This is a genomic window from Bradyrhizobium sp. LTSP849 (assembly GCF_000938255.1).
In the GTDB taxonomy this organism is placed as follows: Bacteria; Pseudomonadota; Alphaproteobacteria; order Rhizobiales; family Xanthobacteraceae; genus Bradyrhizobium.
Genome location: NZ_JYMR01000005.1, coordinates 228,134 through 252,997, shown reverse-complemented (window position 1 = coordinate 252,997; position 24,864 = coordinate 228,134). Strand labels below are relative to the sequence as shown.

Genomic DNA, 24,864 nt, shown 5'->3' with positions numbered 1-24,864 from the left:
CCTCCCCGCCCAGAGCTTAGCCGAGCGAGGCCAGCGAAGAAACGCGTCAGCGCGTCCGGCGGAAGGTCAAATTGATCCGCTTCCGACCGAGCAGCGCATGCTCGCCGTCGGCGAGTGGCGCGACGCCGTGATAGGCGAGCCGGGACGGGCCGCCCCACACCACAACATCGCCATGGACGAGGCGGAAACGGCGCGGCTTGTCGGCGCGCGCCATGCCGCCGAACAGGAAGGTCGCGGGCAGGCCCAGCGACACCGAGACGATCGGCGCCGAATAGTCCAACTCATCCTTGTCCTGATGCAACGACAAGCGCGTGCCGGGCTCGTAGCGATTGACGAGGCACGCATCGGGCGCAAAGCCGGTGAAGCCGCCCTGCTCCGCCGCACGGCGGGCCAAATCGCGCAACACCGGCGGCATCGCCGGCCATGGCGCCTCGGTTCGCGGATCGATGGGATCGTAGCGATAGCCGGTGTGGTCGGTGATCCAGCCGCGTTCGCCGCAATTCGTCATCGCCACCGACATCAGATGGCCGCCGGGCGTGGTCATCCGCCGAAACGGCGACTGCACCACGATGGCGCGCACGGCTTCGATCAGCTCGCTCTCGATCGGCTTGACGAAGCCGCGCAACAAGACGGCACCGTCAGCGATCTCCTCGCGCGACGGTTGGGCTTCGGCAACCCTGTCGAACAAATCAGCTGTCAATCGTCGCGCTCATTTGGCATCATGAAAGATCACACCCACCGTATGGCGCTGGCCGGACCTGATCCGGCTGACGCCATGGCGGAGATTAACGCGATAGGTGCCGCGTGTCCCCTTCACCGGACGATGATGCACGGCAAACGCAACCGCGTCACCCTGCGTGAGCGGCACCACTTCCGCGCGAGACTGCATGCGCGGGCGTTGTTCTGTCAGCACGAATTCGCCGCCGGTGAAATCGCGGCCCGGCTCCGACAAGAGGATCGCGACCTGAAGCGGGAACACGTGCTCGCCGTAGAGGTCCTGGTGCAGGCAGTTGAAGTCACCGGCCTCATATTGCAGCAGCAGCGGCGTCGGCCGTGGCTGACCCGCCTCGTGGCAACGCTTCAGAAACGCCGCATGCGCGGCGGGATAGCGAATGTCGATCCCCATCGCCTCGTTCCAGCGATTGGCGACGCCTTGCAGATGCACGTAGAGCGCCGGGCGCAATTGCGCGATCAGGTCGGGCAGCGGATAGGAGAAATATTTGTACTCGCCGCGGCCAAAGCCGTGACGGCCCATGACGATGCGGCTGCGGAAGTGGGAGTCGTCGGGATAGAGGGCGGAGATGGCGTGGCATTGGTCGGGCTCCAGCAGGCCTTTCAGGACGGCGGAGCCCTGAGAGTCAAGCTCGGCGGTGATTTGGGGCCAGTCGAGGGCCTCGACGCGGGTGGCGAGATCCGCTGACGGGGAGTGAGGCGATTTGTGTGCTGTTGCTGTCATGGCTCTGACTTTCGCAAGACCGCCCCGCTCTCCGCCACCCGATTTCCGACTATCTCCTCGTCATTGCGCCTCAGCCCAGCACCGGCAGCGTCACCACGTCATACCCGTGCTTGATCGTGCGCTTCAGCACGGGGTCCTCCAGCTCGAACTCGAAGCGGTCGGCCGGGCGGATGCCGCCCTTGGCGGCGAAGGTGCCGCCGAACATGGCGCAGCCATCGGGAAACTTCCCACCCTCGAAGCCGCGCGCGATGAGGTCGTCGACCGGCAGCATCGCGTCCAGCGTGCCCTCCTGGTAGAGCACGCGCTCGCCCTTGATGGTGGCGTAGGAGCGCAGGATCATCTTGTCCCAGTGGCCGATCACGTCTTCGAGTTCCCACAGCGTCGTTGCGATCGGCTTGTCGCACATCTGCTTGGACACCGTGACGTTGTAGGCCTCGACCTTGCGGTCGGTATGGTCGGAGCCGCAGCCGACGAAGATGCGGCCCTGCCAGCCGATCAGCACGAACTCGACCTCGCCAGACGAGTCGCCGCCGCAGCATTCGATGCCGTCTTCCTGTGTCAAACGCCGCGCCGAGGCGCGGTAGTAGATCGGCGTCGAGGCCGGCGGGGCAATGCCCATCTCTTGCAGCTCGGCGATGTGCTTGTCGCGCGCGACTGGATCGCGGCCGGTCCAGCCGGCGATGACCATCTGGTCGATCGCCAAGGTCAGCGGCGTGGTGGTATCCTCTGCGTCGACGGTGAAAGTCAGGTCAAACACGAATTACGGCCTCCATGCCGGCAGCAAGTTCGAAAATACGACGGTCGGATCCGCCGCTACCCGCCAGCATCAGGCCGACGGGAATTTCGCCCTCGCGATGCGCAGGCAGCGAAATGGCGCAACCGTCGATCATGTTGATCAGGGTGCAATTGCGCAGCGCGCGCAGATTCTGGATGGTGAACGCCTTGTCGTCGGCGAGATCGGCGATCTTCGGCGGCGTATTGGCAGTGGTCGGCAGCACCAGCGCGTCATAGGGCGCAATGCGCGCATTGACGCGCGCGATCAGCGAACGGCGCTCGTTGAGGAGATCGATATAGTCGGCCGCGCTCTGCGCCTCGCCGCGCATGATCCGCACGGAAACGCGGGGATCATAGACATCGCCCTTGGACGTGATGAGATAGCGATGCCACGCAAAACTCTCGGAGGCGGCAAAGCCACCCTTCGCGTTCATCGGCCCGATGTCGTGGAACTCCGCCATCTCGATACGCTCGATGATGGCGCCGTGATCGGAAAGCGTCCTCAGCGCCCGCTCGAACGTCACGGCGACTTCGGCGTCGATGTCGTCGAGCGCGATCGTGGTCGGCACCGCCAGCCGCATGCCCTTTACGGGACGCGGCTTCAGCGCGACGATCGGCTCGTTGGCAAGCACCGCATCGAGTATGGCACAGCAACTGACCGATCGCGCCAAGGGGCCAATGCTGTCGAGCGAGAACGACAGCGGCACCGCACCGTCGAGCGGCACACGACGCTGCGTCGGCTTGTAGCCGACGATGCCGTTGAAGGTGGCCGGAATCCGGCAGGAGCCTCCGGTGTCGGTGCCAAGCGCGCCATGCGCCATGCCGTCGAGCACGGACACCGCGGCACCCGAGGAGGAGCCGCCGGGCACGTGGCCCTCGGCCCGGTTCCAGGCGCCTTTCGGCGTGCCGTAATGCGGATTGATGCCGATGCCGGAATAGGCGAACTCGGTCATGTTGGTCCGCCCGATCACGACAAAGCCGGCCTTGCGTAGCCGCGCCACCGTCGGGGCATCCTGCTCGGCTGGCGGGGAATCGTCGAGCGCGCGGGAGCCGGCGCGCGTGACCTGGCCCTTGATGTCGAAGAGATCCTTGATCGAGACCGGGATACCGGCATAGCGCGACGGTGCCGCCTTCACCTTGCGCAAGGCATCCATGGCATCCGCGGCCGCGAGCGCGGCGTCCTTGTCGACATGGATGAAGGTGCGCTGGCCCTCGCCGGCGGGATCGGCGATCCTGGCGATGCACGCCTCGACCAGCTTGCGGGAGGTGGTGCGGCCACTTTCGAGGTCTTCGGCGAGCTTCGCCAGTGTCGGAAAATCGGGCATGTCTGTCTCACGGAATATTGCGCGCGCAATCTATAGCGCCGGCTCAGTTCGACACAAGCATTGTGCGCATGATGGCATGCATGCACATTGCTGGACCGTTGACGCGCCATGGTCGATTGTCGCATCAGAAACGAAACGGGCGGGCGCGAAGCCTGTCTTTGGGAGGGCTTGCCGACATGGCCGAACCGCAGCGCGCGCGACCGAAACCGACACCCGAAACCCAGCATTTCTGGGATGGCACCAAAGCAGGCGAGTTGCGCCTGCAACGCTGCGACGCCTGCGCGCATGTCTATTTCCCGCCGCGCCCGTTCTGCCCGTCCTGCGCCTCACGCAAGGTCAGCATCTTCAAGGCGAGCGGCAAGGGCTTTCTGTACAGCTACGTAATCAATCACCGCCCAGCCGCGCCCGGCTTCACGCCGCCTTACGCGATCGCGGTGGTCGAGCTTGCGGAGGGGCCGCGGATGATGAGCAACATCATCGACTGCCCGCAAACGCCGGAAGCGCTCGAGCTCAACATGAAACTCGAAGTCGCCTTCGAGACACTCGACGACAAGATCAGCCTCCCCGTGTTCCGTCCGGCGAAGGGATAGGCCATGCGCAGCAACCAGGTCGCCGTCGTCGGCGCTGCCGAGACCACAGAACTCGGTGTCATCCCCAACGTGTCGCAGCTCCAGCTTCATGCGGATGCCGCGCTCAATGCCATTGCTGATGCCGGGCTAAAACTCTCCGACATCGACGGCTTTGCAACCGCGGTCGAGACGCCGCAGCAGGTCTGCCATTATCTCGGCATCAAGCCGACCTGGGTCGACGGCACCTCGGTCGGCGGCTGCTCGTTCATGCTGCATGTCCGCCACGCGGCGGCGGCGATCGAGGCCGGGCTGTGCAAGACCGTGCTGATCACGCATGCCGAGAGCGGCAAGTCGATGATCGGCAAGGCACCGCGCTCGATCCCCGCCGACAGCCTGCAAGGCCAGTTCGAGGCACCGTTCGGCGTCTACGGGCCGCCCAGCATGTTCCCGATTCCCGTGCTGCGCTTCATGAAGACCTACGGCATCACCCATGAGCAGCTTGCCTCGGTTGCTGTCGTGCAGCGCGAATGGGCCGCCAAAAATCCGCGCGCGATGATGAAGGACCCGATCACGGTCGCCGACGTCCTCAACTCACGCATGATCGCCTATCCGTTCCGGCTGCTGCAATGCTGCCTCGTTACCGACGGCGGCGGCGCGCTGATCCTGACCTCGGCCGACCGCGCCAGGGACTTTCCGCGCAAGCCTGTCTACATCATGGGCACCGGCGAGAGCGTGGAAACGCCGATGGTCAGCCAGATGGAGACTTTTAATTCCTCGCGCGCGTTCAAAACCGCGGGGCCGCTGGCCTTCAGGGAGGCCGGCATCGCGCACAGGGATGTCGACCATCTCATGATCTACGATGCCTTTGCGCATCTGCCGCTGTTCGGCCTCGGCGATCTCGGCTTCATGCCGCACGAAGAGACCGGCAAGTTCATCGCCGACGGCAATACGCGGCCCGGCGGCAAGCTGCCGCTCAACACCAATGGCGGCGGCCTCTCCTACATGCATTCCGGCATGTACGGCATGTACGCGCTGCAAGAGAGCGTGCGCCAGATGCGCGGCATTGCGCCGGCGCAGGTGCCGAATGCAAAGATTTCGGTGTGCCACGGCGTCGGCGGCATGTTCGCCGCAAGTGGCACGATCGTGTTTACGAACGAGAGGTAGCAGTCCGTCATTCCGGGGCGGCGCGAAGCGACGAGCCCGGAATCCATAACCACGATCGTGAGTATGGATTCCGGGCCTGCGCCTTTCGGCGCATCCCGGAATGACGGCGGAATTTGGAACGGCTAGCGGAGAACCCACATGACAAAATCACTGCAAGACAAGGTCGTCATCGTCACCGGCGCAGGCCGCGGCATCGGGCGGGAGATCGCGCTACTTTGCGCGGCGGAAGGCGCCAAGGTCGTGGTCAACGATCCCGGTGGGGCCGCTGACGGTGCGGGCTCGAGCGCTTCGCCAGCTGAGGAGGTCGTCGAGGAGATCAAGAAGCGCGGCGGCACGGCCGTCCCCAATTTCGAGTCGGTTGCGGAAGCTATCCCCGCCAGCAAGATCGTGAAGACTGCGACCGATCATTTCGGCCGGCTCGACGGCGTCGTCAACAATGCCGGCATCTTGCGCGACATGATCTTTCACAAGATGAGCGTGGAAGCCTTCGAGGCCGTCATCAAGGTTCATTTGATGGGCTCGTTCTACGTCTCGCACGCCGCGGCGCGGATTTTCCGCGAGCAGGAGTCCGGCTCCTTCGTGCACTTCACCTCGACCTCGGGCCTGATCGGCAACTTTGGACAAGCCAATTACGCCGCCGCCAAGCTCGGCATCGTCGGCCTGTCGAAGTCGATCGCGCTCGACATGGGCCGCTTCAACGTCCGTTCCAACTGCGTCTCACCGTTCGCTTGGACCCGTATGATCGGCACCATCCCGACCGAGACCGAAGCCGAGAAGGCGCGCGTCGAGAAGATCAAGCAGATGGGACCGGAAAAGATCGCGCCGATCTGCGCCTATCTGCTCTCCGATGCCGCCAAGGACGTCTCGGGGCAAATCTTCGGCGCGCGCATGAACGAGCTGTTCCTGTTCAGCCAAAATCGCCCGCTGCGCTCGGTGCACCGGAGCGAAGGCTGGACACCGCAGTCGATCGCGGAACACGGCATGCCGGCGCTGAAGGGCTCGTTCTACAAGCTCGATCGTTCCGCCGACATCTTCCCTTGGGATCCCGTGTAAGGATCCCGTCTAGCCGCATTTCCGGCATCCCTGCCCTGCGATCTCTGGTTGTCTTGTCCGGAGATCGCCCCGCTTTATGCCTGATTGCAAGCGAATGGTGTCCTCCCAACACAATCTTGGGAGGAAACCATGACAAGAATACTGACCAACTCCAACGACACTTCTGCAACGCAACCCGGCGGCCTCGGCCGCCGCGATATTTTGAGAGGCGCGGCGGCGCTCGCCGCGTCCACCGTCCTCGTCTCGGAGGCCGACGCGCGCGACTTCGGCGCGAACGCCGAACCGCAGCGTTATCCCGACCCCGACATCATCGCCATCGACCCCAAACGCTTCAAGGCCAAGGTCGGCAACACCTCGATCAAGCGGCTCTATACTGGCTGCCTCTGGGCAGAAGGACCGGCGTGGAATGCGCAAGGACAATATCTCGTCTGGAGCGACATCCCCGCCAACCGGCAGCTGCGCTACCTCGACGACGACGGCCACATCTCCGAGCAATTCCACAAGCCGTCGAACGAGGGTAACGGCAACTCGTTCGACACCGAGGGACGCCAGATCACGGCCGAGCGCACCCGCCTCGTCCGCTACGAGCACGACGGTTCGGTGACGTCGCTGGCCGAGCAGGCCAACGGCAAGCCGCTCAACGGCCCGAACGACATGGTCGTGCACCCCAACGACAAGTCGATCTGGTTCACTGATCCCGGCTATGGCGCGATCAGCATCTATGAGGGCAAGCTCGCCAACACCGGCTCGCTCCAACCCTATCAGAAGGAAGCGGTCTATCGCCTGGATGCACAGACCGGCCAGCTGACGAAGGTCGCCGACGAGCCGTTCAAGCCGAACGGCATCGCCTTCTCTCACGACTACAAGAAGGTCTATGTCTGCGACACCGGCATCACACACTATCCGCAGGCGGAAAACGTGGTGTGGTCCTACGATCTCGACGGCTCGAAACTATCGAACCCGAAGCGGCTGATCGACATGAAGCTCGACGGCAAGTCGGGCTTCCCCGACGGGATGCGTGTCGACACCGAAGGCAACATCTGGGTCGGTGCCGGCTGGGTTGGCCCGGGCTATGACGGCGTGCAGGTGTTCGCGTCGACCGACGGCGCACGCATCGGCCAGATCCTGCTGCCCGAGACCTGCGCCAATCTCTGCTTCGGCGGCAAGAAGCGCAACCGCCTGTTCATGACCGCGAGCCAGTCGCTCTATTCGGTCTATGTGGAGACGCAGGGCGCGCATTTCTGTTGAGTGCCACGAATGGTGAGTGGCGAATGGAATCTATTCGCCACTCGCCCCTCAACCCGTATTTCTCAACCCCGCCGAGATGCCGTTGATAGTGAGCTGAATCCCGCGCAGCACCTGCTCATCCGGGTTCTGCGCGCGGTGCTCCTTCAACAGCTCGACCTGCACGTGGTTGAGCGGATCGAGATAGGGGAAGCGGTGGCGCACGGACCGCTCCAGCAGCGGGTTGCCTTGCAACAGCCGGTCTTGGCCCATGATGTCCAGCAGCGTCTCGATGCAGGAATGCCATTCGCGGCGGATGCGGCCGAAGATTTTTTCGCGCAGGGCTTCGTCGGGCACGAGCTCGGCATAGCGCGAGGCGATCGCGATCGAGCTTTTGGCGAGCACCATGTCCATGTTCGAGAGCAGCATGCGGAAGAACGGCCATTCCTTGTAGAGCTCTTTCAGGAACGGCATGCCCTTGTCGGGATGCTCCGCAATCCATTGCTCGACCGCACTGCCAAAGCCGTACCAGCCCGGCAGCATCAGGCGGCACTGCGCCCAGGAGAACACCCAGGGAATCGCACGCAGATCCTCGATCGCGCGCGTCTTCTTGCGCGAAGCGGGACGGCTGCCGATGTTGAGCGTCGCGATCTCGTTGATGACGGTGGATTCCCAGAAATAATCGACGAAGCCGTCGGTCTCGTAGACGAGACCGCGATAGGCCTTGAAGGCGAGGTTCGACAATTCGTCCATCGCCGTGAGATATTCGCGGCGCGGCGCGCTCTGGCGTGGATGCAGCAGGCTCGCCTCCAGCGTTGCGGCGGCGAGGATCTCCAGATTGTTGCGGCCGACCTCGGCGTTGGAATATTTCGACGAGATGATCTCGCCCTGCTCGGTGATGCGGATCTGGCCGTTCACCGCGCCGCCGGGCTGCGCAATGATGGCGTCGTAGCTCGGACCGCCGCCGCGGCCGACCGAGCCGCCGCGGCCGTGGAACAGCCGCAGGCGCACGCCATGGCGCTCGAACACGTCGACGAGGCCGATCTCGGCCTTGTAAAGCTCCCAGCCCGAGGTGACGAAGCCGCCATCCTTGTTCGAGTCGGAATAGCCGAGCATGACCTCCTGCACGCTGCCGCGGCTGTCGACGAGGCGGCGGTAATCGTGCAGCGACAACATGCGATCCATGATGCCGCTAGACGCCTGCAAATCCTCGATGGTCTCGAACAGAGGCACGATGTTAATGGCGCTGCGCCCGGAGGGATGGACGAGTCCCACCTCCTTCAACAGCACTGCGACCTCGAGCATGTCGGACATGCCCTTGCACATCGAAATGATGCACTGGTGGATGGAGTCCGAGCCGAACTTCGCATGGGCCTCCGCGGCGGCATGGAAGACGTTGAGCTCGCCCATGGTCTCGTCGCTGTACTTCACGAACTGCGAGACCAGCGAGCGCGCGCTGCGCAATTCGTTGGTCAGCAACGAAATGCGGGCGTCCTCGCCGAGCGCGAGATAGGAGGTGCCGGGATTGGCAGCATCCATCAGCTCGGCGATGGTACGCTCGTGCACGGCCGAGTTCTGGCGGATATCGAGCCGCGCCAGATGGAAACCGAAGCAATCCACCGCGCGCCGCAACAGCCGCAGCCGGCCGCGGGCGATGACGCGGGCATTGTTGGAGATCAGCGAACGGTGCAGCACGTCGAGATCGGCCTGCAGCTCCTTGACGCTCTCATAAGGCGCGCCCTTGCCGACGGGACGACGGGTGATCTCGACCTGCAGCTTCTCGGCCGTCGCCGACAGGCGCGCATAGATGCCCGACACCGCGAGGCGATAGGGCTCGCCGCTCCGGTGCGGCGAGGTGTCCGGCGAACGCTCCGCCAGCTTGCGCAGCTCCTCGGAGACGTCGGCGAGATGTGCTGCGATCGACAGTTCCGAGCCGAGCACGTGCAGCTCGTTGAGATAGAACTGCATCACCCGGCTAGACTGGAGCCGCAGCGTGCCGCGCATCACGTCGGCGGTGACGAAGGGATTGCCGTCGCGGTCGCCGCCGATCCAGCTGCCCATGCGCAGGAACGAGGCGAGCTCGCCGGCGGCCTGCTCGCCGCCCTCCTCCAGCCGGTCCTCCAGCGCGTTGACCAGCCGCGGCACCTCGCGCAGGAACGTGTAGTCGTAGAACGACAGGCCGTTGGCGACCTCATCGAGCACGGTGAGCTTGGTCCGGCGCAACAGATTGGTCTGCCAGAGCGTCAGCACCTCGCGGCGCAGCTGCTCGTCGCTGGCGGCGGCTTCGTCCTCCGTCAGCGCGACACGTTCACGGCGATCAAGAAGCGCTGCGACCTCCATCTCGCGGTCCATGGTGCTCTTGCGGCGGACCTCGGTCGGGTGCGCCGTCAGCACCGGGCTGACCTGGGCATCCCTAAAAAAGCGCCTCAACTGGTCGGCGCTGATTCCGGCGCCCTTCGCGAGAGCCAGCGTCTCCGCCAGCACGCCGGAGCTGCCGGTCTTGGCCGCGGTCCGGGCGCGCATCTGGCGGATGTTGTTCTGGTCCTCGGCGATGTTGGCGAGGTGGGAGAAATAGCTGAAGGCGCGGACGATCCGCACCGTCTCGGAGGTCGACATGCCGTCGAGGATCTGCTCGAGCTCACGCCGGGCGACCCGATCCTCATCGCGGTGGAACCGGATCGAGGTCTGCCGGATACGCTCGACCAGGTCGAACACATCGGCGCCCTCCTGGTCGCGCACCGTGTCGCCCAGGATGCGCCCGAGCAGGCGGATATCGTCGCGCAGCCGCGCATCAGCCTCCAGCGCCTGGGCGTCCTCAGGCCGGTTGGGACGATGATCTGCGGCGTCGGATGGTACGGTCTGAAGGGACATGGCTCGCTCCCTGGTTCGAGCTCGCGTAACTGCCCGGCTCAGCCGAGTGTGCAAGTTTTTTGCCGCAGCGCAAGATGAACTTGGGGGCGGCGCACATGGGGAGGGCGCTAGGCCGGTACGATCACCTTGCCGATCGGCCAGAGCGCGATGCCCGCAAGCTTGAGATGGGCCCAGGCGAAGGGGATGCCGATGATGGTGACGGCCAGGACCAGCGCGGTCACGAGGTGGCCGAGCGCCAGCCACCAGCCGGCGAGCACGAACCAGATGATGTTGCCGATCACCCCGAGCGGGCCGGTGCCGATATCGCTCATACCGGTGACCTCGTAGCGATTGACCGCCCGCGAACCGAACGGCATCAGCGTGTAGACGGCGATGTTGAACGCCGCCCGCGCCCAGGGCAGGCCGATGATGGTGATGGCCATGATGATCGCGGCAATCAGCCAGCCGAACGCCATCCAGGCACCGCCGATGAGAATCCAGAGCAGGTTGAGCAGAATGGAAACGGGGGTCATGGGATTATCCGCCTTCAGTGACCCTGCTTGTATAAGCCCGAAAACTGTCTCTGCGAAGACAACTCCGATATTGGCTCCCGGCCATGGTCGGAATTGGCGCTGCCGGCCAACGATCTAGTCCGCTCGCTCGACCAGATGCGCACGCGAGGGCGCGGGGTCGAAGCGATCGCAGAAGTATTGGGTTTCGTGGGCCACCTGCTCTCCGCGGAACTCCATGATGCTCACCACGTAGGACGGCACGCCGTCATAGGTCAGGACGAACTCGCTGACCCAGAGATCGCCGCCGCCGATCATGCGCCGGACCGTGAAGCGCTTCTTGTTCGGCTGTACGGTACGGCTCTCCTGAATGTTGCGCCGGCCGCGGATCCGCTCGCCCGATTGCGGATAATCCAGCACGGCGTCTTCGAGATAGATCTCATGCTCGACCTCGAAATCGCTTGCGTCCGAAGCGTCCCAATGGCGTTGGAGAGCCGCCCGCTTGGTTCGATCATCCATCTCGATCTCCTAGCCTGTAGCCCGGATGAGCGAAGCGACATCCGGGACTTTACTCTCACCGCCCCGGGTATCGCTTCGCTCACCCGGGCTACGAACCAAGCTAGATCTTCCGTCCCGCCTGCTCCCAATAGGGATCGCGCAGGCGGCGCTTGAAGATTTTCCCGGAGTCTTCGCGCGGCAGTCCGGTGCGGATCTCGATGTGTTTTGGCACCTTGTAGTCGGCAAGCGAGGCCTTCAACCGCGCACGTATGCCGGCGGCATCGAGCGTAACGCCGGCTTGCGGCTCGACCACCGCCATCAGCGCCTCGCCGAACTCGGCGTCGGGGATGCCGAACACCGCGCAATCATGCACGCCGGGGACGGCGTGCAGCACGGCTTCGATCTCGGCCGGATAGATGTTGACGCCGCCCGAGATCACCATGTCGCGCTTGCGGTCGCAGATGAAGACGTAGCCGTCTTCGTCGATATAACCGACGTCACCCGAGGTAATGAACCCGTCGCGGTCGATCTCGGCGCGCTTCTCCGGCTTGTTGTGGTAGGTGAAGTCGGCCATCGCGGCCATGCGGGAATAGATTTCGCCGATCTCGCCAACCGGCAGTACGCGGCCGTCGTCACCGAGGAAGCGCAGTTCCGCACCGGGCGAAATCTTTCCGACCGTGCCGGGCTTCCTCAGCGCATCCTCGGAGGTCGCAAACGTAACGGCGCTGGATTCGGTCGAGCCGTAGAATTCGTAGATCACCGGTCCCCACCATTCGATCATGGCGCGTTTGACGTCTGCCGGACAGGGCGCGGCGGCATGAATGATGTGGCGCAACGAGGAGACGTCGCACCTCTTGCGCACGGCGTCCGGCAACTTCATCAGGCGGATGAACATGGTCGGCACCATGAAGATGGTGTCGATCTCAAAGCGTTCGATCAGCTCCAGAAACTCTTCGGCCTCGAAGCGCGGCATCAACACCAGCGCACCGCCGAGCTTGCCGGCACGGATGCCGAACGAGTTCGGCGCCGAATGATAGAGCGGCCCCGGCAGGATCGCGCGAGCACCCGGCTTGAGGCCATAGATCATCGCGCGCATGCGTTCGCCGGCGGCGGCCTGCTCAGGCGTCGGCGCATTGCGCCGCACGCCCTTGGGATGACCGGTCGTCCCCGACGTGTAGATCATGTTCATGGGCTGCGGCACGACCGGGCCGTCATAGGGCTGGTGTTGCGCGAGCCAGGGTTCGAACTCGATCGCGAAGTCCGGCGTCCTCAGGTGATCGGGATCAATCTTGTAGTTGGACAGGATCTCCGGCGGTGTCGGCACGCTGAGCACGGTGACGCCCTCTGGGATCGCATTCCGCAAGGCGTGCAGCATGTCGGCGTGCCCGATCAGCACGGACGTGCCGGTATCCCGAAGGATGTAATTGATCTCCTCCGGCTTGAAATGCCAGTTGACCGGCACGCCATAGGCCCCGAGACGCATCGCGGCGTAGGCAGCCTCCAGGAAGGCAATGTCGTTGCGCATCAACATGCAGACGCAATCGCCCTGCTTGACGCCGATCTTGGCAAGGCCGGAGGCGATGCGGTCGGCACGGCCGGCGAGCTCGGCGTGGGTACGGCGACGCTCGCCCGAGACGATGCCGAGGAATGGGGACGTTTCGCTCATTTGTTTGTTTTTCTTTGTTTTTGCCCCTCATGGTGAGGAGGCGCGAAGCGCCGTCTCGAACCATGAGAGCCCGTGGCCCATTCTTCGAGACGCCGCTTCGCGGCTCCTCGGGATGAGGTTTAGTACTAGTCCGCAAACTTCGGCGCGCGCTTTTCGAGATTGGCGCGCACCGCTTCGGTCTGGTTCGCACTGCCGATCAGCTTCTGCTGCTCGACGGATTCGGCAAGCAGCGCCGGCCCCGGATCGACCGAGAGATTGTTCAGCAAACGCTTCGCAGCGCGAATCGCATCAGGGCTCTTGGCGGCGATCTCGCGCGCGACTTCGAGCGCGGCTGCGCGCGGATCATCGCAGATGCGCGTGGCAAGGCCGTATGCCATCGCCTCCTGCGCCAAGAAGATGCGCCCGGTGTAAGTGAGATCGCGCAAAATGTCGTCACGCACCAGCGATGCCAGGATCGGCGTGCCCGCCATATCCGGTACGAGGCCCCATTTGATTTCCATCACCGACATCCGCGCATCGGCGCTGAGGAAGCGCATGTCGGCGCCAAGCGCGAGCTGAAAGCCGCCGCCGAAGGCAACGCCATGGATCGCGGCGATGACCGGCACCGGAAGCTGACGCCAGCCCCACACCGCGGCTTGCGGAAAGTTCGCCTGGCCATGCGTGCGCGCGGTCAGATCGCGATTTTCGCCACCCGGAATTCCGTTGCCACCCTTCTCCTTCATGGCGGCAAAACGCCCCATGTCGAGACCAGCGCAGAAGGCACGACCTTCGCCGGAAAGGACAACAACGCGCACGCTTTTGTCCTTCGAAAGCCGGTCGGTTGCGGCGACCAGGGCTTCGAACATGGCCTGATCCAGCGCATTCATCTTGTCCGCCCGCACCAGACGTACATCGGCGACGCCCTCCGAAACCGAAATCGAGACGCGCTCTTCCATGGATGAATTCTCCCCTGTTCTTGTTCAGTGCCGCTTTACAGGAAGACGGCGGCCGGATTTAGTCAATCGACCAATTAACTGACAATGCCTGCGGAGGAAACAGCCATGTTCAAGGAAAACCTTCTGGCCGGCCGAAACATCCTCATCACCGGCGGCGGCACCGGGCTCGGCAAGTCGATGGCGGCGCGCTTCCTTCAACTTGGCGCGGAGGTGCACATCTGCGGCCGGCGCAAGATCGTCTGCGACGAGACCGCGACCGAGCTGATGGATCAGTATGGCGGCCGTGTCACCAGCCACGGCGTCGACATCCGCAATGCGCTCGCAGTCGAGGAGATGGTCGAGAACATTTTTCGCGAAGCACCGCTGACCGACCTCATCAACAACGCCGCCGGCAATTTCATCTCGCGCAGCGAAGAGCTATCGCCGCGCGGCTTCGATGCGGTCGCCAACATCGTCATGCACGGCACGTTCTACGTGACGCACGCGGTCGGCAAGCGCTGGATCGCTTTGAAGCAGCCCGGCAATGTCGTCTCGATCACCGTGACCTGGGTGCGCAACGGCTCGCCTTACGTGGTGCCGTCGGCAATGAGCAAGTCGGCGATCCACGCGATGACGATGTCGCTTGCGACCGAATGGGGCAGATACGGCATCCGCCTCAACACCATCGCGCCCGGCGAGATTCCGACCGAGGGCATGAGCAAGCGCATCAAGCCCGGCGACGAGGCCGGCGCCCGCACCAAGGCGATGAACCCGATGGGCCGCGTCGGCACCATGGAGGAATTGCAGAACCTCGCGGTGTTCTTAATTTCCGGCGGCTGCGACTGGATCACCGGCGAGACCATCGCCATGGACGGCGCACAGGCGCTCGCCATGGGCGGCAATTTCTACCAGCTCCGCGACTGGAGCGACGACGACTGGACCAAGGCACGGGACAGCATCAAGGCGCAGAACGAGAAGGACCGGGCTGCGCGGGGGTAGTTATTGTCGTCCCGGCCTAGTGCGCAATTGCGCACAGGGGGCCGGGACGACGTTGTTGAGATAGCGACGCCTCACTTCCCCCTTCCCCGTATTGTCTTTACCCGCAGATCACGCCACACTCCGCGGCATAAGAACAAAATGCCACGGGAGAAACATGTCCATACAGCCATTGGCGAATCTCGCCGATATGGTGCGCGAGCGGGCGAACAGCCGCGGCAACGCGACCGTCTATGAGTTCGAGGGTCGCGTCACCAGCTTTGCCGAATTCGATGTCAACACCAACAAGGTCGCGAATGCGCTCATCGCGATGGGCGTGAGGCCCGGCGAGCGCATCGCCTATCTCGGCAAGAACAGCGACTTCTATTTCGAGCTGCTGATGGGCGCGATGAAGGCCGGCGTCGTCATGGCGCCGGTGAACTGGCGGCTCGCCGGCCCCGAGGTCGCCTTCATCGTTGCAGATTGCAAAGCGCCGGTGCTGTTCGTGGGACCGGAGTTCATCACGCTGGTCACGCACATCAAGGACCAGATTCCGAGCCTGCGCAGCGTGATCACCACCGAGGGCGGTGCGCCGGAATGGCAGGATTTTGCGACCTGGCGCGACGCGCAGAGCAGCAACGATCCAAAGGTGCGGATCGATACGAAAGACATCGCGATCCAGCTCTACACGTCGGGCACGACCGGTAAGCCGAAGGGCGCGATGCTGTCGCATGCGAACTTCCTCAATCTGGTGCAGACCGGCAACGCCGCGGACAAGCCGGAATGGAACCGGTGGTCGCCCAACGACGTGTCGCTGGTGGCGATGCCGATCTTCCACATCGGCGGTTCGGGCTGGGGCGTGATGGGGCTCTATCATGGCGCCCGCGGCGTGATCGCGCGCGAGTTCGATCCGACCAAGGTGCTGGATTTCTTCGAGCAGTCAGGCATCACAAAGCTGTTCATGGTGCCAGCCGCGATGCAGTTCGTGGTGCGGCAGCCCCGCGCGAAAATGGTCGATTTCTCACGGCTGAAATACATGCTTTACGGCGCCTCGCCGATCCCGGCAGCGCTGCTGAAGGAATGCATCGACATCTTCAAATGCGGCTTCGTGCAGATGTACGGCATGACCGAGACCACGGGCACCATCGTCGCGCTGCCTCCGGAGGATCACGTAGAGGGCCTGGAGCGGATGCGCTCCGCCGGCAAGGCGCTGCCGGGCGTCGAGATCGCGATCCTGGATGCGGACGGCACCCCGCTGCCGCCGCGTCAGGTCGGCGAGATCGCGACACGCTCGGGCTCGAACATGGCGGGCTACTGGAATTTGCCGGAAGCCACCGCCGCGACGCTGCGTGGCGACGGCTGGCTGCGCACGGGTGATGCCGGCTACATGGACGAGGACGGCTATCTCTACATCCATGACCGCATCAAGGACATGATCATCTCCGGCGGCGAGAATATCTACCCTGCCGAAGTCGAGAGCGCACTGTGCGATCATCCAGACGTCGCCGAAGCCGCCGTGATCGGTGTGCCCGACGACAAATGGGGCGAAGCGGTGAAAGCCGTCGTGGTGATGAAGCCTGGCAAGCAGGCGACCGCCACCGACATCATCAACTTCACCCGCGAGCGCATCGCAGGCTTCAAGACACCAAAGAGCGTGGAGTTCTTGCCCGCCCTGCCGCGCAATCCGAGCGGCAAGATTTTGCGGCGGCAATTAAGGGAGCCGTATTGGGCGGGGAAGGATCGGCGGGTGAATTGACCGCATAGGGTGAGTAAAGGCGCGCTCTTACGCGCGCCGTGCCCACCATCTCACTACGATAACCAGAGGCGTGGTGGGCACGCTTCGCTTTGCCCACCCTACGATTCAACGCTACTCGGCCCGATCGGGTAGCAGCATGAAGCGTTTCCTGGATCTGTCCCATTTGTATTGACTGGCGTGATCGCATTCCAGGCAGTGCTGCAGCGTGATCGTTCCATCGCTGGACGCCGATACGACAGCAAATTGAGTTTTGCCGCGCAGCTCGACAACGTGCCGAATGAATGGCGGCTTGCCTTCCGGCCAAGCCACGATCAGAAGGAATGCTCCTCGCTCGCCCTTGCACGTCTCGTATGCGCCGACCAGAGCCGTGTGCTTGGTCTTCGACCCGTCGAAGAATCCGTCGACCGCAAAGGGGGACTGATCGTCGCCGAAATAAGCGGCTTCGTCCGCCGGAAACATGTCTCGCCGCAATTCGTTCACCTTGCACCAGCCACTGCGAATCTTCGCCGCCGGAATGCCGCGGATATCCGCGCCGAACGGACGATATTCGGTACGCAACCACCATGCGTATCCCTCAGGCGTAGGTGAAGTTACAAGAAACGGCTTGTCCTGGGCTCTGCCGGCCATCGGACTGCCTAGCAACACAATTGCCGCGAGGATCGCCTGCAGAAGTCGTCTCACGCGTCGTCTCCGATTAATGCTTCCCCGGCCCCATATAGCCGAACAGGAACCCCGCCACCTTGCGGATCTGGATCTCCTCGCTACCCTCCGTGATGCGGTAACGGCGGTGATGCCGGTAGATGTGCTCGAACGGCTTGTGGCGTGAGTAGCCCATGCCCCCGTGGACCTGCATGGCGCGGTCGGCGGACTCGCAGCAGAGGCGGTTTGCCCAGTAGTTGCACATCGAGACGCGGTCCGAAAGCGTGCGCTCGATCTGCTCCTCGTTGAGCTTGTCCATCTCCCAGGCGGTCTTGCGGATCAACAACCGCAGCATCTCGGCCTGCGTCGCCAGCTCGACCAGCGGGAACTGGATCGCCTGGTTTTCCGCAAGCGCCTTGCCGAACGGCTTTCGCTCGCGGGCATATTTGACGCTCTCGTTGATGCAGTAGACGGCGGCGCCGAGCGAGCTTGCGGCCTGGCGGATGCGGTTCTGATGCACGAAGCACTGCGCCAAGGACAGGCCGCGGCCGACTTCGCCGAACTGCGCATCCTCAGGCACGAACACGTCGGTGAAGCTGACGCGGGGATGATCGGTCGGCATGTTGAAGGTCCACATGTACTCCTCGACCTTCACGCCGTGGCTCTTGGCCGGCACCAGAAGGCAGGTGATGCCGCGGGCATCGCCGTCATTGCCGCTCGTGCGTGCGAACAGCGCGCAGTGGGTGGCAACGTGCATGCCGGTGGTCCACATCTTCTCGCCGTTGATGATCCAGCCCTTGACGTTGTCGCGGGTCGCGGGCACCGCACGTGTTTCCATGTGGGTGGCATCGGAGCCGTGATTTGGCTCGGTCAGGCCGAAGGTGATGCGGTACTTGCCCTTGATCGAGCCGTCGATCATCGCCTTCTGGTCGTCGCGGCCATAGCGGTCAAGCATGGTGGCCACAGGGAAATTGCCGACGATGGAGTGCTCGTTCTGGAGATCATTGTGCAGGCCGAGACCCTTTGCGGCAAAGTGCTCGCGAATCACCGCCATCCAGAGATTGGAGCCATCCTTGCCGCCATATTGCTTCGAGACCGCAAAACGCAGATGGCCCGCGGCGTCCGCGAGATCCTTTGCCTTGCGCAGCAGCGCCTCCCATTCGTGGCGCGGCAGGCCGCCGTTCTCGAAATCGGTACGCGCCCATTCACGGCGATGATCGAAGAAGCGGATGTTGTCGTCGGCCGCTTCCAGCGGCTTGATCTCGCGTTCGATGAAACGGTCGAGCTCTCCGAGATAGGCGACGAGATCGGCAGGCAATGAAAAATCCACGAGTCTCTCCCGGAATGATTTTATCGTTTTGCGTTAAGGCGCTAAGCGCCTTTTTGCTTGAGACGATTAAGGTGAGAAGAGCCCGCGCAAGTCAAGCAAGCCGAGGCGTGTGACGCACGCAAGGCGCGCCCGCGCAATTCGATGGTGTTCAAGTGCGCCCGCGCGTTAATATGGTCGCAACATTCCTTCACGAGAAAATCCGGGAGCGACCGATGGAGCTGAAATTTTCAAAGGTGGAACGCAAAGGGCCGATCACGATCATCACACTGTCGCGACCCGAGGTCTACAATGCGCTGCATACTGACGCGCATTTCGAGCTGCAAAAGGTGTTCGACGATTTCTCGGCCGATCCTGAGCAGTGGGTCGCGATCGTCACCGGCGCCGGCGACAAGGCGTTCTGCGCCGGCAACGATCTGAAGTGGCAGGCGGCGGGCGGCAAGCGCGGCTGGGACAAGGGCGGCTTTGCCGGCCTCACCGCGCGCTTCGACTGCGACAAGCCGATCATCGCCGCGGTGAACGGCGTTGCGATGGGCGGCGGTTTTGAGATCGCACTCGCCTGCGATCTGATCATCGCCTCTGAGAATGCGACCTTCGCCCTGCCCGAGCCGCGCGTCGGCCTGGCCGCACTCGCTGGCGGCCTGCATCGGCTGCCGCGCCAGATCGGGCTGAAGCGTGCCATGGGCATGATCCTCACCGCGCGTCATGTCAGCGCCAAGGAGGGCCATGAGCTCGGCTTCGTCAACGAGGTCGTGCCGCAGGGCGAGGCGCTGGTCGGCGCGCTGCGCTGGGCCGAGATGATCACCAAGAACTCGCCGATGTCGATCCGGGCGTCGAAGCAGACGATCCAGAAGGGGCTGGCCGTCTCGCTGGAGCAGGCGATTGAGGAGCAGCGGGAATATCCGGCGGTGAAGGCCATGGTGGCCTCGCAGGATTACATCGAGGGCCCGAAGGCGTTCTCGGAGAAGCGGCCGCCGAAATGGGTGGGGAAGTAGCTCTCGCTGCTCGTCACGACGACAGACGTCTCCAACATCACCGCCGTCATGCCCCGGCTCGACCGGGGCATCCAAGTACGCCGCGGCTTCTCCGCATCTCGCTGCGGCCTCTGGAATACTGGATCGCCCGCCCTTCGCGGACGATGACAGTAGAGAGTGTGGCGCCGGCTATCCGCCTCGCGACAGCTCGCGCTTGTAGGAGGCGTAGTTCGGTTGATCCACAGCGAGCTTATCCATCGTGGTTTGCCAGAGATGTTCGGCGAGGCCCGGCGTTGTGAGGTCAACATCACCCTTGGCGATGCGTTCTGCCAGCGCCCGGTTCAAATCTCCTACAGAGCCGTCCGCTCCCAACAACGCACGTAGCCGCTCGACCTCCTTCGCGTCGCTCCCCTGCTCCCGCGTCAGCTGCCGCGTCACGAGATCGAGGATGTTGACGGCCACGCGCAGCTTGAACGCCTGGTGGCCGGAGATCAGCGGAGTGATATCGTTGCGGAGAAAATCGGCGACAGCCTTGGTCAGCTCGATCGGCGTCGGTTCGTCCTGCATGTTTCAACTCCCCCGCGGCGCGAGCAGCCGCAACAGATCGATCTCGGTCTCGGAGGCGCGACGGCCGATCATCGCACGCTCCATGGAATGATCCGGGCCCTCGCGAAAACGCTGCATCATGCCGCCACACATGATGCCCCAGCGCAGCGACCCCATCACTTCCCAGAATTTGACGCGCGCGGGATCGCATTTGCGGCCAGCGGCCTCGTAGCCGGCGAACAACTCTTCGCGCGAGCCAAAACCGCCAGCGGGCTTGTCAATCTCGCCAAAGCGCCAGGAGTTGACGCAGACCCAGCCGAGATCCTCCATGGGGTCGCCGAGATGGGCGAGCTCCCAATCCAGCACAGCGCGGATGCCATCGGGGCCGATAATCATATTGCCATTTCGGAAATCGCCATGCACCAGCGTCTCCTCGTCCGAGGGGCCGGGATCGTGGTCCCGCAGCCAGCGCAGCGCCAGCTCGAATACGGGCTTTGGCCAGTTCAGGCTGCGATAATCGCGCTCGAACTCGGAGATCTCCTGCGTCGCGGACCGGCTGCGCAGCTCAGGCAATTTGTCCTGCGGCAGTCTATGCAGGCCCGCAAGCACACCGCCGATCTGCCGCGCGAGTCGTGGCCGCGCCGCCGCGAACTCCTCATCGCGCAGGATCTTGCGCGCGATGGTCTCGCCCTCCACCCGCTGCATGATGAAGCCTGTACCAAGTTCGTCCTCCGGCACCAGCACATGCATCACGCGCGGCGACGGCACGCCGGCCTCATAAGTAAGCTGCATCAGCTGCGCTTCAGCCGCGAGTCCAGCCGCGCGGGTTGGCGCAGCGCCATAGCCCTTCGGCGAACGGCGTAGGATCGCGCCGATCGGCCCATCTGGATGCAGGATGTCGAAGCGCCAAGTCTCCTGACTCGCGCCACCGGACAGTTTTGCGGCGCCGGTGGCACCGGTCGCACCCGGACACCAGCGCGCAACGCTGCGGGACAGCTCCGCCTCGATCATTTGCCTTTGAACTGCGTCGGGCGCTTCTCCAGGAAAGCGCCGACGCCCTCCCGGAAGTCCTGGGTGTCGCCGGCGCGGAGCTGGCATTGGAATTCGAGATTGAGCTGATCCTCGAAGGAATTTTCCGGGCTGTCCCAATAGAGCTTGCGGATCAACGACAGCGCGACCGTCGGGCCGCTCGCGAGGTCGCGCGCGAGCTTCATCGCCTCTTCCATCAGCACGCCGTCATCATAGACGCGGTTGATCAGGCCCCATTCCAGCGCCTTCTCGGCCGGCAGGCGCTCACCCATCAGCGACAATTCAACCGAACGCGCCTTGCCGATCAGGCGCGGCAGCAGCCAGGTCGAGCCGCAATCCGGCACCAGGCCAATGCGGCGGAACGCTTGCAGGAAATAGGATGACCGCGCGCACAAGATCATGTCGCCGAGCAGCGCGAAACTCATGCCGGCACCGGCCGCCGGGCCGTTGACCGCGGTAACGATCGGGCAATGCAGATTGCGGATGCGCCGGAGGAAAGGGTGAAAGCCGGTCTCGAGCGTCACGCCGGCCTTGGTTTTCTTCGACTGGTTGTTGCGGCCTTGGAGATTCGCTCCCGTGCAGAACGCCCGCCCGGCGCCGGTCAGCACGACGCAGCGCACCTCGTCCTTCTGTTCCTCGATCGCGTCGAGCGCGTCGGCGAGACCGCCGAGCATGTCCAGGGAGACCGCGTTCATCACCTCCTGATGGTCGAGCCTGAGGATTGCGACCGAACCATCGAGATCGAGCGTGACGTGTTTGAACTGCATGGTTTCCTCATCAGTTGCGGCTAGCGATGTTTCGCAGACCGGAATTAGCTTTGCCGGGGCGCATATTTGATTTTTGTCGCGGCCTTGTCCATGGTGGTCCGAACATACCTTGTCGTCGTATCGCACAATCTTGCGCGCACAGGCTGGCGCGCCGCAGTGCCAAAAAACAGGAAACGCGCCATGTCCATTTTTGACCTCACGGGCCGCGTCGCCGTGATCACCGGCGGCAATGGTGGTATCGGGCTCGGCATCGCGCAGGCGCTCGCAGGCCAGGGCTGCAATGTCTCGATCTGGGGCCGCAATGCTGACAAGAACAAGGCTGCTGCCGCGAGCATGGCGGGCCTAGCCGGCAAGGTCGACGCCCGCGTCTGCGACGTCACCGATCCGGCTTCGGTCAATGCCGCAATGAAGGCCACGCTCGATACGTTCGGCCGAGTCGACGGCTGCTTCGCCAATGCCGGCATCGGCGGCGGCGGCCGGCGCTCCTTTATCGAGCGCACCGAGGAAGAGTGGCGCACGATGTTTGCGACCAATCTCGACGGTGTGTTCCACGCATTCCAGGCCGCCGCCAAGCACATGACCGAGCGCGCCAACGCCGGCGACCCCTTCGGCCGGCTGGTTGCGACCTCGAGCCTCGCCTCGATCTTCGGCACCGCGCGCAACGAGCACTATGCCGCGACCAAGGCCGCGATCAACGCGCTGGTGCGCGCGCTCGGCGTCGAGCTGGCGCGTCATGGCGTCACCGCGAATGCCATCCTGCCGGGCTGGATCAAGAGCGACATGACCGCCGGCATCATGGCCAACGAAAAATTCGTCGCCAACGTGATGCCGCGGATTCCGGTGCGGCGCTTCGGCGAGGCCAGCGATTTCGGCGGCATCGCGGTATATCTCATGAGCAAGGCATCGTCCTATCACACCGCGGATACGTTCGTGATCGATGGCGGCTATACTGCGTTTTGAGTTTCGCGTTTGTAGCCCGGATGGAGCGAGGCGTAATCCGGGACCGGCGTAACTTGGAGCAAGACCCCGGATTGCGCTTCGCTCCATCCGGGCTACGAAGTCTGAATTCATAAATCTGGGAGGGGCAAATGTTTTCCCACGTGATGATCGGCACCAACGACCTCGACAAGGCCAAGGCGTTCTACGACAGTTTGCTGAGCACGCTCGAAGTGCGGCCAGCCAGGATCGATGGCCATCGCATTTTCTACATCACCAAGACCGGCGTGTTCTCGGTGTCGAAGCCGATCAACGGCGAGGCTGCGACTCCTGCGAACGGCGGCACCATCGGCTTTGCCTGCGGCTCACCGGAGCAGGTCGACGCGTGGCACGCGGCGGGCCTCGCCGGCGGGGCCAAGACTTGCGAGAACCCGCCCGGCATCCGCGAAGGCGCGGCCGGCAAGCTCTACCTCGCCTATCTGCGCGACCTCGACGGCAACAAGATCTGCGCGATGCATCGGATGATTTGAGCGGAGCACTCGCTGCGACGCCGTGGCCGGGCATAGCCGTCCGAACGACGGCGTCGCTTCCGCTCGCCTATGTCCCGGCTATACAGCGCTCCTCTTGCGCGTTGCGCGCTGGGGATCGGCAGGCTCGGGCGCGATCCGCGGCACGATGATCCGGATTCGTGTCCCCTCGACTGACTCGCTTTCAAGCTTGATACGCCCGCCCAGCCGATTGACGACGATATTGTGAACGATGTGCAGGCCGAGACCGATGCAGCCTTGACTGCGACGCGTCGTGAAGAACGGATTGAACGCCTGCCGGCGCAGGTCCGCACTCATGCCGCAGCCATCATCAGAAACGGCAATCTCGATATCATCCCGGCCGCACGCACGAATCTCGATGTTGATGCTGCCGCTCCTGCCATGCGGAAACGCGTGCACCATCGCGTTCTTGATCAGGTTGGTCACCACCTGTGCGAATGGACCGGGATAGCTGTTCATTACGAGATCGGGCTGGCATTCGACGTTGAGCGCCAAGCCGTTCCTCCGCAATTCCTGCTGCAGGCTCGCGGCAACCTGTCGCGTTAGCTCGCCCGGATCGAAGCTGCGACGCTCAAGATAGCCCTGGTCGACAGCGACCTGCTTGAACGCCTCGATTAATTCCGCTGCGCGGGCGAGATTGTCGGCCAGATGCGATGACGCGGTCTGGACGACCGCAACGAATTCATTCAGGCTCGATCGCTTCAGGCCGCCCCGCGCAACTTCCGCCGCAAACTTTGTCGTCTTGCGCTCCAGCGCCGAGGTGACGGTCAGGCTGGTGCCGACGGGACTGTTAATCTCGTGCGCCACGCCAGCCACCAACCGTCCGAGAGCTGCGAGCTTTTCCGCCTCGACCAGCGAATCCTGAGCCTCCTTCAGGCGTTGCAACGCCGCCTCCGCCGCGTCGCGCGCGCCGCGAATCTCTCGCTCGCTGCGCTTGCGTTCGGTGATCTCCTCAGCCGCGACATTGACACCGACGATGTTGCCGTTCGGTCCGCGCTGCGGATGCCAATAGGTGATCCAGCAGCGCTCGTCATTATAGCCGGGACGCTGGCCGTAGACCTCGATCCCGGTGACGGGGTCGCCGGTTTCCATGATGGAGCGAACGATGCCCTCGACGGCGGACGCGAGCCCGGGCACGCAGTCCCGCACCGTGTGCCCGAGATGGCCTTCGACCGAGATGCCGCAGATCTCGGTGAGGCGCTGGTTGATCTGCAAATAGCGACAGTCCGGCGAAAGATAAGCAAGTCCGATCGGCGCTGTATCGTAGATCAACTGGAGCGCCGGCTGTTTTGGAAACTGCACTTCGCGTACAACGGAAGAACTCATGTGCTCTCTCCCTCTGCGCGAGCCGGAGGTTAGCCGGTT

General features: G+C 63.7%; 24 protein-coding genes. 9 read left to right on the top strand and 15 right to left on the bottom strand.

Features of this window, described 5'->3' with window-relative positions; genetic code table 11:
* Positions 1 to 46: 46 nt before the first annotated feature.
* From alkB to UB31_RS05600, 4 genes are all read right to left on the bottom strand, one after another.
* Positions 47 to 700: a DNA oxidative demethylase AlkB gene (gene alkB, locus UB31_RS05615; RefSeq protein ID WP_045010126.1), complete on the bottom strand. Its 654-nt coding sequence runs from the start codon at positions 698 to 700 to the stop codon at positions 47 to 49.
* 9 nt (positions 701 to 709) lie between these two features.
* Entirely contained in the window at positions 710 to 1,456 is a 747-nt protein-coding gene (locus UB31_RS05610; RefSeq protein WP_045010125.1) for a 2OG-Fe(II) oxygenase, read from the bottom strand.
* A 70-nt stretch (positions 1,457 to 1,526) separates the two neighbouring features.
* Positions 1,527 to 2,213: a DUF2848 domain-containing protein gene (locus tag UB31_RS05605; RefSeq protein ID WP_045010124.1), complete on the bottom strand. Its 687-nt coding sequence runs from the start codon at positions 2,211 to 2,213 to the stop codon at positions 1,527 to 1,529.
* Positions 2,206 to 3,555, bottom strand: coding sequence for an amidase (locus UB31_RS05600; RefSeq protein ID WP_045010123.1), 1,350 nt, complete (start codon positions 3,553 to 3,555; stop codon positions 2,206 to 2,208). Before UB31_RS05600 ends, UB31_RS05605 begins: the two co-directional genes overlap by 8 nt.
* A gap of 176 nt (positions 3,556 to 3,731) precedes the next feature.
* Here UB31_RS05600 and UB31_RS05595 point away from each other — a divergent pair, with 176 nt between their 5' ends.
* From UB31_RS05595 to UB31_RS05580, 4 genes are all read left to right on the top strand, one after another.
* Positions 3,732 to 4,145 (top strand): Zn-ribbon domain-containing OB-fold protein, encoded by a 414-nt coding sequence (locus UB31_RS05595; RefSeq protein WP_045010122.1) that lies wholly within the window; start codon positions 3,732 to 3,734, stop codon positions 4,143 to 4,145.
* A 3-nt stretch (positions 4,146 to 4,148) separates the two neighbouring features.
* On the top strand, positions 4,149 to 5,288 hold the full coding sequence (locus UB31_RS05590) for a thiolase C-terminal domain-containing protein (RefSeq protein WP_045010121.1): 1,140 nt from the start codon (positions 4,149 to 4,151) through the stop codon (positions 5,286 to 5,288).
* Between the two features lie 138 nt (positions 5,289 to 5,426).
* A complete protein-coding gene (locus UB31_RS05585; protein WP_045009033.1) occupies positions 5,427 to 6,341 on the top strand; it encodes an SDR family oxidoreductase in 915 nt (304 codons plus the stop codon).
* A 129-nt stretch (positions 6,342 to 6,470) separates the two neighbouring features.
* Positions 6,471 to 7,589: an SMP-30/gluconolactonase/LRE family protein gene (locus tag UB31_RS05580; RefSeq protein WP_045010120.1), complete on the top strand. Its 1,119-nt coding sequence runs from the start codon at positions 6,471 to 6,473 to the stop codon at positions 7,587 to 7,589.
* 48 nt (positions 7,590 to 7,637) lie between these two features.
* Here the strand turns inward: UB31_RS05580 and ppc are convergent, their stop codons facing one another.
* From ppc to UB31_RS05555, 5 genes are all read right to left on the bottom strand, one after another.
* On the bottom strand, positions 7,638 to 10,436 hold the full coding sequence (gene ppc, locus UB31_RS05575; RefSeq protein ID WP_045010119.1) for a phosphoenolpyruvate carboxylase: 2,799 nt from the start codon (positions 10,434 to 10,436) through the stop codon (positions 7,638 to 7,640).
* 107 nt (positions 10,437 to 10,543) lie between these two features.
* Positions 10,544 to 10,948, bottom strand: coding sequence for a YccF domain-containing protein (locus UB31_RS05570; protein ID WP_045010118.1), 405 nt, complete (start codon positions 10,946 to 10,948; stop codon positions 10,544 to 10,546).
* 114 nt (positions 10,949 to 11,062) lie between these two features.
* Positions 11,063 to 11,443, bottom strand: coding sequence for a nuclear transport factor 2 family protein (locus UB31_RS05565; protein ID WP_045010117.1), 381 nt, complete (start codon positions 11,441 to 11,443; stop codon positions 11,063 to 11,065).
* Between the two features lie 100 nt (positions 11,444 to 11,543).
* Positions 11,544 to 13,088, bottom strand: a complete 1,545-nt coding sequence (locus UB31_RS05560) for an acyl-CoA synthetase (protein WP_045010116.1) — start codon at positions 13,086 to 13,088, stop codon at positions 11,544 to 11,546.
* 125 nt (positions 13,089 to 13,213) lie between these two features.
* Positions 13,214 to 14,023 carry a crotonase/enoyl-CoA hydratase family protein gene (locus tag UB31_RS05555; RefSeq protein ID WP_045010115.1) on the bottom strand — a complete coding sequence of 270 codons (810 nt, stop codon included), beginning with the start codon at positions 14,021 to 14,023 and terminating at the stop codon, positions 13,214 to 13,216.
* Between the two features lie 105 nt (positions 14,024 to 14,128).
* Between UB31_RS05555 and UB31_RS05550 the strand changes: the two genes are divergently transcribed.
* Together UB31_RS05550 and UB31_RS05545 are read left to right on the top strand one after the other, a co-directional pair.
* Positions 14,129 to 15,001 (top strand): SDR family oxidoreductase, encoded by an 873-nt coding sequence (locus UB31_RS05550; RefSeq protein ID WP_045010114.1) that lies wholly within the window; start codon positions 14,129 to 14,131, stop codon positions 14,999 to 15,001.
* Positions 15,002 to 15,155: 154 nt separating this feature from the next.
* Entirely contained in the window at positions 15,156 to 16,733 is a 1,578-nt protein-coding gene (locus UB31_RS05545) for a fatty acid--CoA ligase (protein WP_045010113.1), read from the top strand.
* A 111-nt stretch (positions 16,734 to 16,844) separates the two neighbouring features.
* On the opposite strand, the gene UB31_RS05540 is transcribed toward UB31_RS05545, so the two are convergent.
* Entirely contained in the window at positions 16,845 to 17,414 is a 570-nt protein-coding gene (locus UB31_RS05540; RefSeq protein ID WP_156175193.1) for a hypothetical protein, read from the bottom strand.
* A 13-nt stretch (positions 17,415 to 17,427) separates the two neighbouring features.
* Positions 17,428 to 18,702, bottom strand: a complete 1,275-nt coding sequence (locus UB31_RS05535; RefSeq protein WP_045010111.1) for an acyl-CoA dehydrogenase family protein — start codon at positions 18,700 to 18,702, stop codon at positions 17,428 to 17,430.
* Positions 18,703 to 18,914: 212 nt separating this feature from the next.
* Here UB31_RS05535 and UB31_RS05530 point away from each other — a divergent pair, with 212 nt between their 5' ends.
* The gene (locus UB31_RS05530) at positions 18,915 to 19,694 is read left to right on the top strand and encodes an enoyl-CoA hydratase-related protein (RefSeq protein WP_045010110.1); all 780 of its coding nucleotides are present in this window, start codon (positions 18,915 to 18,917) and stop codon (positions 19,692 to 19,694) included.
* A gap of 168 nt (positions 19,695 to 19,862) precedes the next feature.
* Here the strand turns inward: UB31_RS05530 and UB31_RS05525 are convergent, their stop codons facing one another.
* The 3 genes from UB31_RS05525 to UB31_RS05515 are packed head-to-tail and all read right to left on the bottom strand — an operon-like array spanning position 19,863 to position 22,015.
* The gene (locus UB31_RS05525; RefSeq protein ID WP_045010109.1) at positions 19,863 to 20,240 is read right to left on the bottom strand and encodes a DUF6285 domain-containing protein; all 378 of its coding nucleotides are present in this window, start codon (positions 20,238 to 20,240) and stop codon (positions 19,863 to 19,865) included.
* 3 nt (positions 20,241 to 20,243) lie between these two features.
* Complete coding sequence (locus tag UB31_RS05520; protein WP_045010108.1) at positions 20,244 to 21,230, bottom strand: phosphotransferase family protein; 987 nt, start codon at positions 21,228 to 21,230, stop codon at positions 20,244 to 20,246.
* Entirely contained in the window at positions 21,227 to 22,015 is a 789-nt protein-coding gene (locus tag UB31_RS05515; RefSeq protein ID WP_045010107.1) for an enoyl-CoA hydratase/isomerase, read from the bottom strand. The genes UB31_RS05520 and UB31_RS05515 overlap by 4 nt, the downstream gene beginning before the upstream one ends.
* 180 nt (positions 22,016 to 22,195) lie before the next feature.
* Here UB31_RS05515 and UB31_RS05510 point away from each other — a divergent pair, with 180 nt between their 5' ends.
* Together UB31_RS05510 and UB31_RS05505 are read left to right on the top strand one after the other, a co-directional pair.
* The gene (locus tag UB31_RS05510) at positions 22,196 to 22,975 is read left to right on the top strand and encodes an SDR family NAD(P)-dependent oxidoreductase (RefSeq protein ID WP_045010106.1); all 780 of its coding nucleotides are present in this window, start codon (positions 22,196 to 22,198) and stop codon (positions 22,973 to 22,975) included.
* Between the two features lie 128 nt (positions 22,976 to 23,103).
* A complete protein-coding gene (locus UB31_RS05505; protein WP_045010105.1) occupies positions 23,104 to 23,481 on the top strand; it encodes a VOC family protein in 378 nt (125 codons plus the stop codon).
* 78 nt (positions 23,482 to 23,559) lie between these two features.
* Here the strand turns inward: UB31_RS05505 and UB31_RS05500 are convergent, their stop codons facing one another.
* The gene (locus tag UB31_RS05500; RefSeq protein WP_045010104.1) at positions 23,560 to 24,825 is read right to left on the bottom strand and encodes a PAS domain-containing sensor histidine kinase; all 1,266 of its coding nucleotides are present in this window, start codon (positions 24,823 to 24,825) and stop codon (positions 23,560 to 23,562) included.
* Positions 24,826 to 24,864 lie beyond the last annotated feature (39 nt).

Coding starts and splice junctions, on each gene's coding strand:
- UB31_RS05590 (WP_045010121.1), top strand. CDS start 4,149: ATGCGCAGCAACCAGGTCGCCGTCGTCGGCGCTGCCGAGACCACAGAA.
- UB31_RS05520 (WP_045010108.1), bottom strand. CDS start 21,230: ATGATCGAGGCGGAGCTGTCCCGCAGCGTTGCGCGCTGGTGTCCGGGT.
- UB31_RS05595 (WP_045010122.1), top strand. CDS start 3,732: ATGGCCGAACCGCAGCGCGCGCGACCGAAACCGACACCCGAAACCCAG.
- UB31_RS05610 (WP_045010125.1), bottom strand. CDS start 1,456: ATGACAGCAACAGCACACAAATCGCCTCACTCCCCGTCAGCGGATCTC.
- UB31_RS05555 (WP_045010115.1), bottom strand. CDS start 14,023: ATGGAAGAGCGCGTCTCGATTTCGGTTTCGGAGGGCGTCGCCGATGTA.
- UB31_RS05515 (WP_045010107.1), bottom strand. CDS start 22,015: ATGCAGTTCAAACACGTCACGCTCGATCTCGATGGTTCGGTCGCAATC.
- UB31_RS05545 (WP_045010113.1), top strand. CDS start 15,156: ATGTCCATACAGCCATTGGCGAATCTCGCCGATATGGTGCGCGAGCGG.
- UB31_RS05580 (WP_045010120.1), top strand. CDS start 6,471: ATGACAAGAATACTGACCAACTCCAACGACACTTCTGCAACGCAACCC.
- UB31_RS05530 (WP_045010110.1), top strand. CDS start 18,915: ATGGAGCTGAAATTTTCAAAGGTGGAACGCAAAGGGCCGATCACGATC.
- UB31_RS05505 (WP_045010105.1), top strand. CDS start 23,104: ATGTTTTCCCACGTGATGATCGGCACCAACGACCTCGACAAGGCCAAG.
- UB31_RS05510 (WP_045010106.1), top strand. CDS start 22,196: ATGTCCATTTTTGACCTCACGGGCCGCGTCGCCGTGATCACCGGCGGC.
- UB31_RS05600 (WP_045010123.1), bottom strand. CDS start 3,555: ATGCCCGATTTTCCGACACTGGCGAAGCTCGCCGAAGACCTCGAAAGT.
- UB31_RS05525 (WP_045010109.1), bottom strand. CDS start 20,240: ATGCAGGACGAACCGACGCCGATCGAGCTGACCAAGGCTGTCGCCGAT.
- UB31_RS05500 (WP_045010104.1), bottom strand. CDS start 24,825: ATGAGTTCTTCCGTTGTACGCGAAGTGCAGTTTCCAAAACAGCCGGCG.
- UB31_RS05570 (WP_045010118.1), bottom strand. CDS start 10,948: ATGACCCCCGTTTCCATTCTGCTCAACCTGCTCTGGATTCTCATCGGC.
- UB31_RS05560 (WP_045010116.1), bottom strand. CDS start 13,088: ATGAGCGAAACGTCCCCATTCCTCGGCATCGTCTCGGGCGAGCGTCGC.
- UB31_RS05565 (WP_045010117.1), bottom strand. CDS start 11,443: ATGGATGATCGAACCAAGCGGGCGGCTCTCCAACGCCATTGGGACGCT.
- UB31_RS05585 (WP_045009033.1), top strand. CDS start 5,427: ATGACAAAATCACTGCAAGACAAGGTCGTCATCGTCACCGGCGCAGGC.
- UB31_RS05550 (WP_045010114.1), top strand. CDS start 14,129: ATGTTCAAGGAAAACCTTCTGGCCGGCCGAAACATCCTCATCACCGGC.
- ppc (WP_045010119.1), bottom strand. CDS start 10,436: ATGTCCCTTCAGACCGTACCATCCGACGCCGCAGATCATCGTCCCAAC.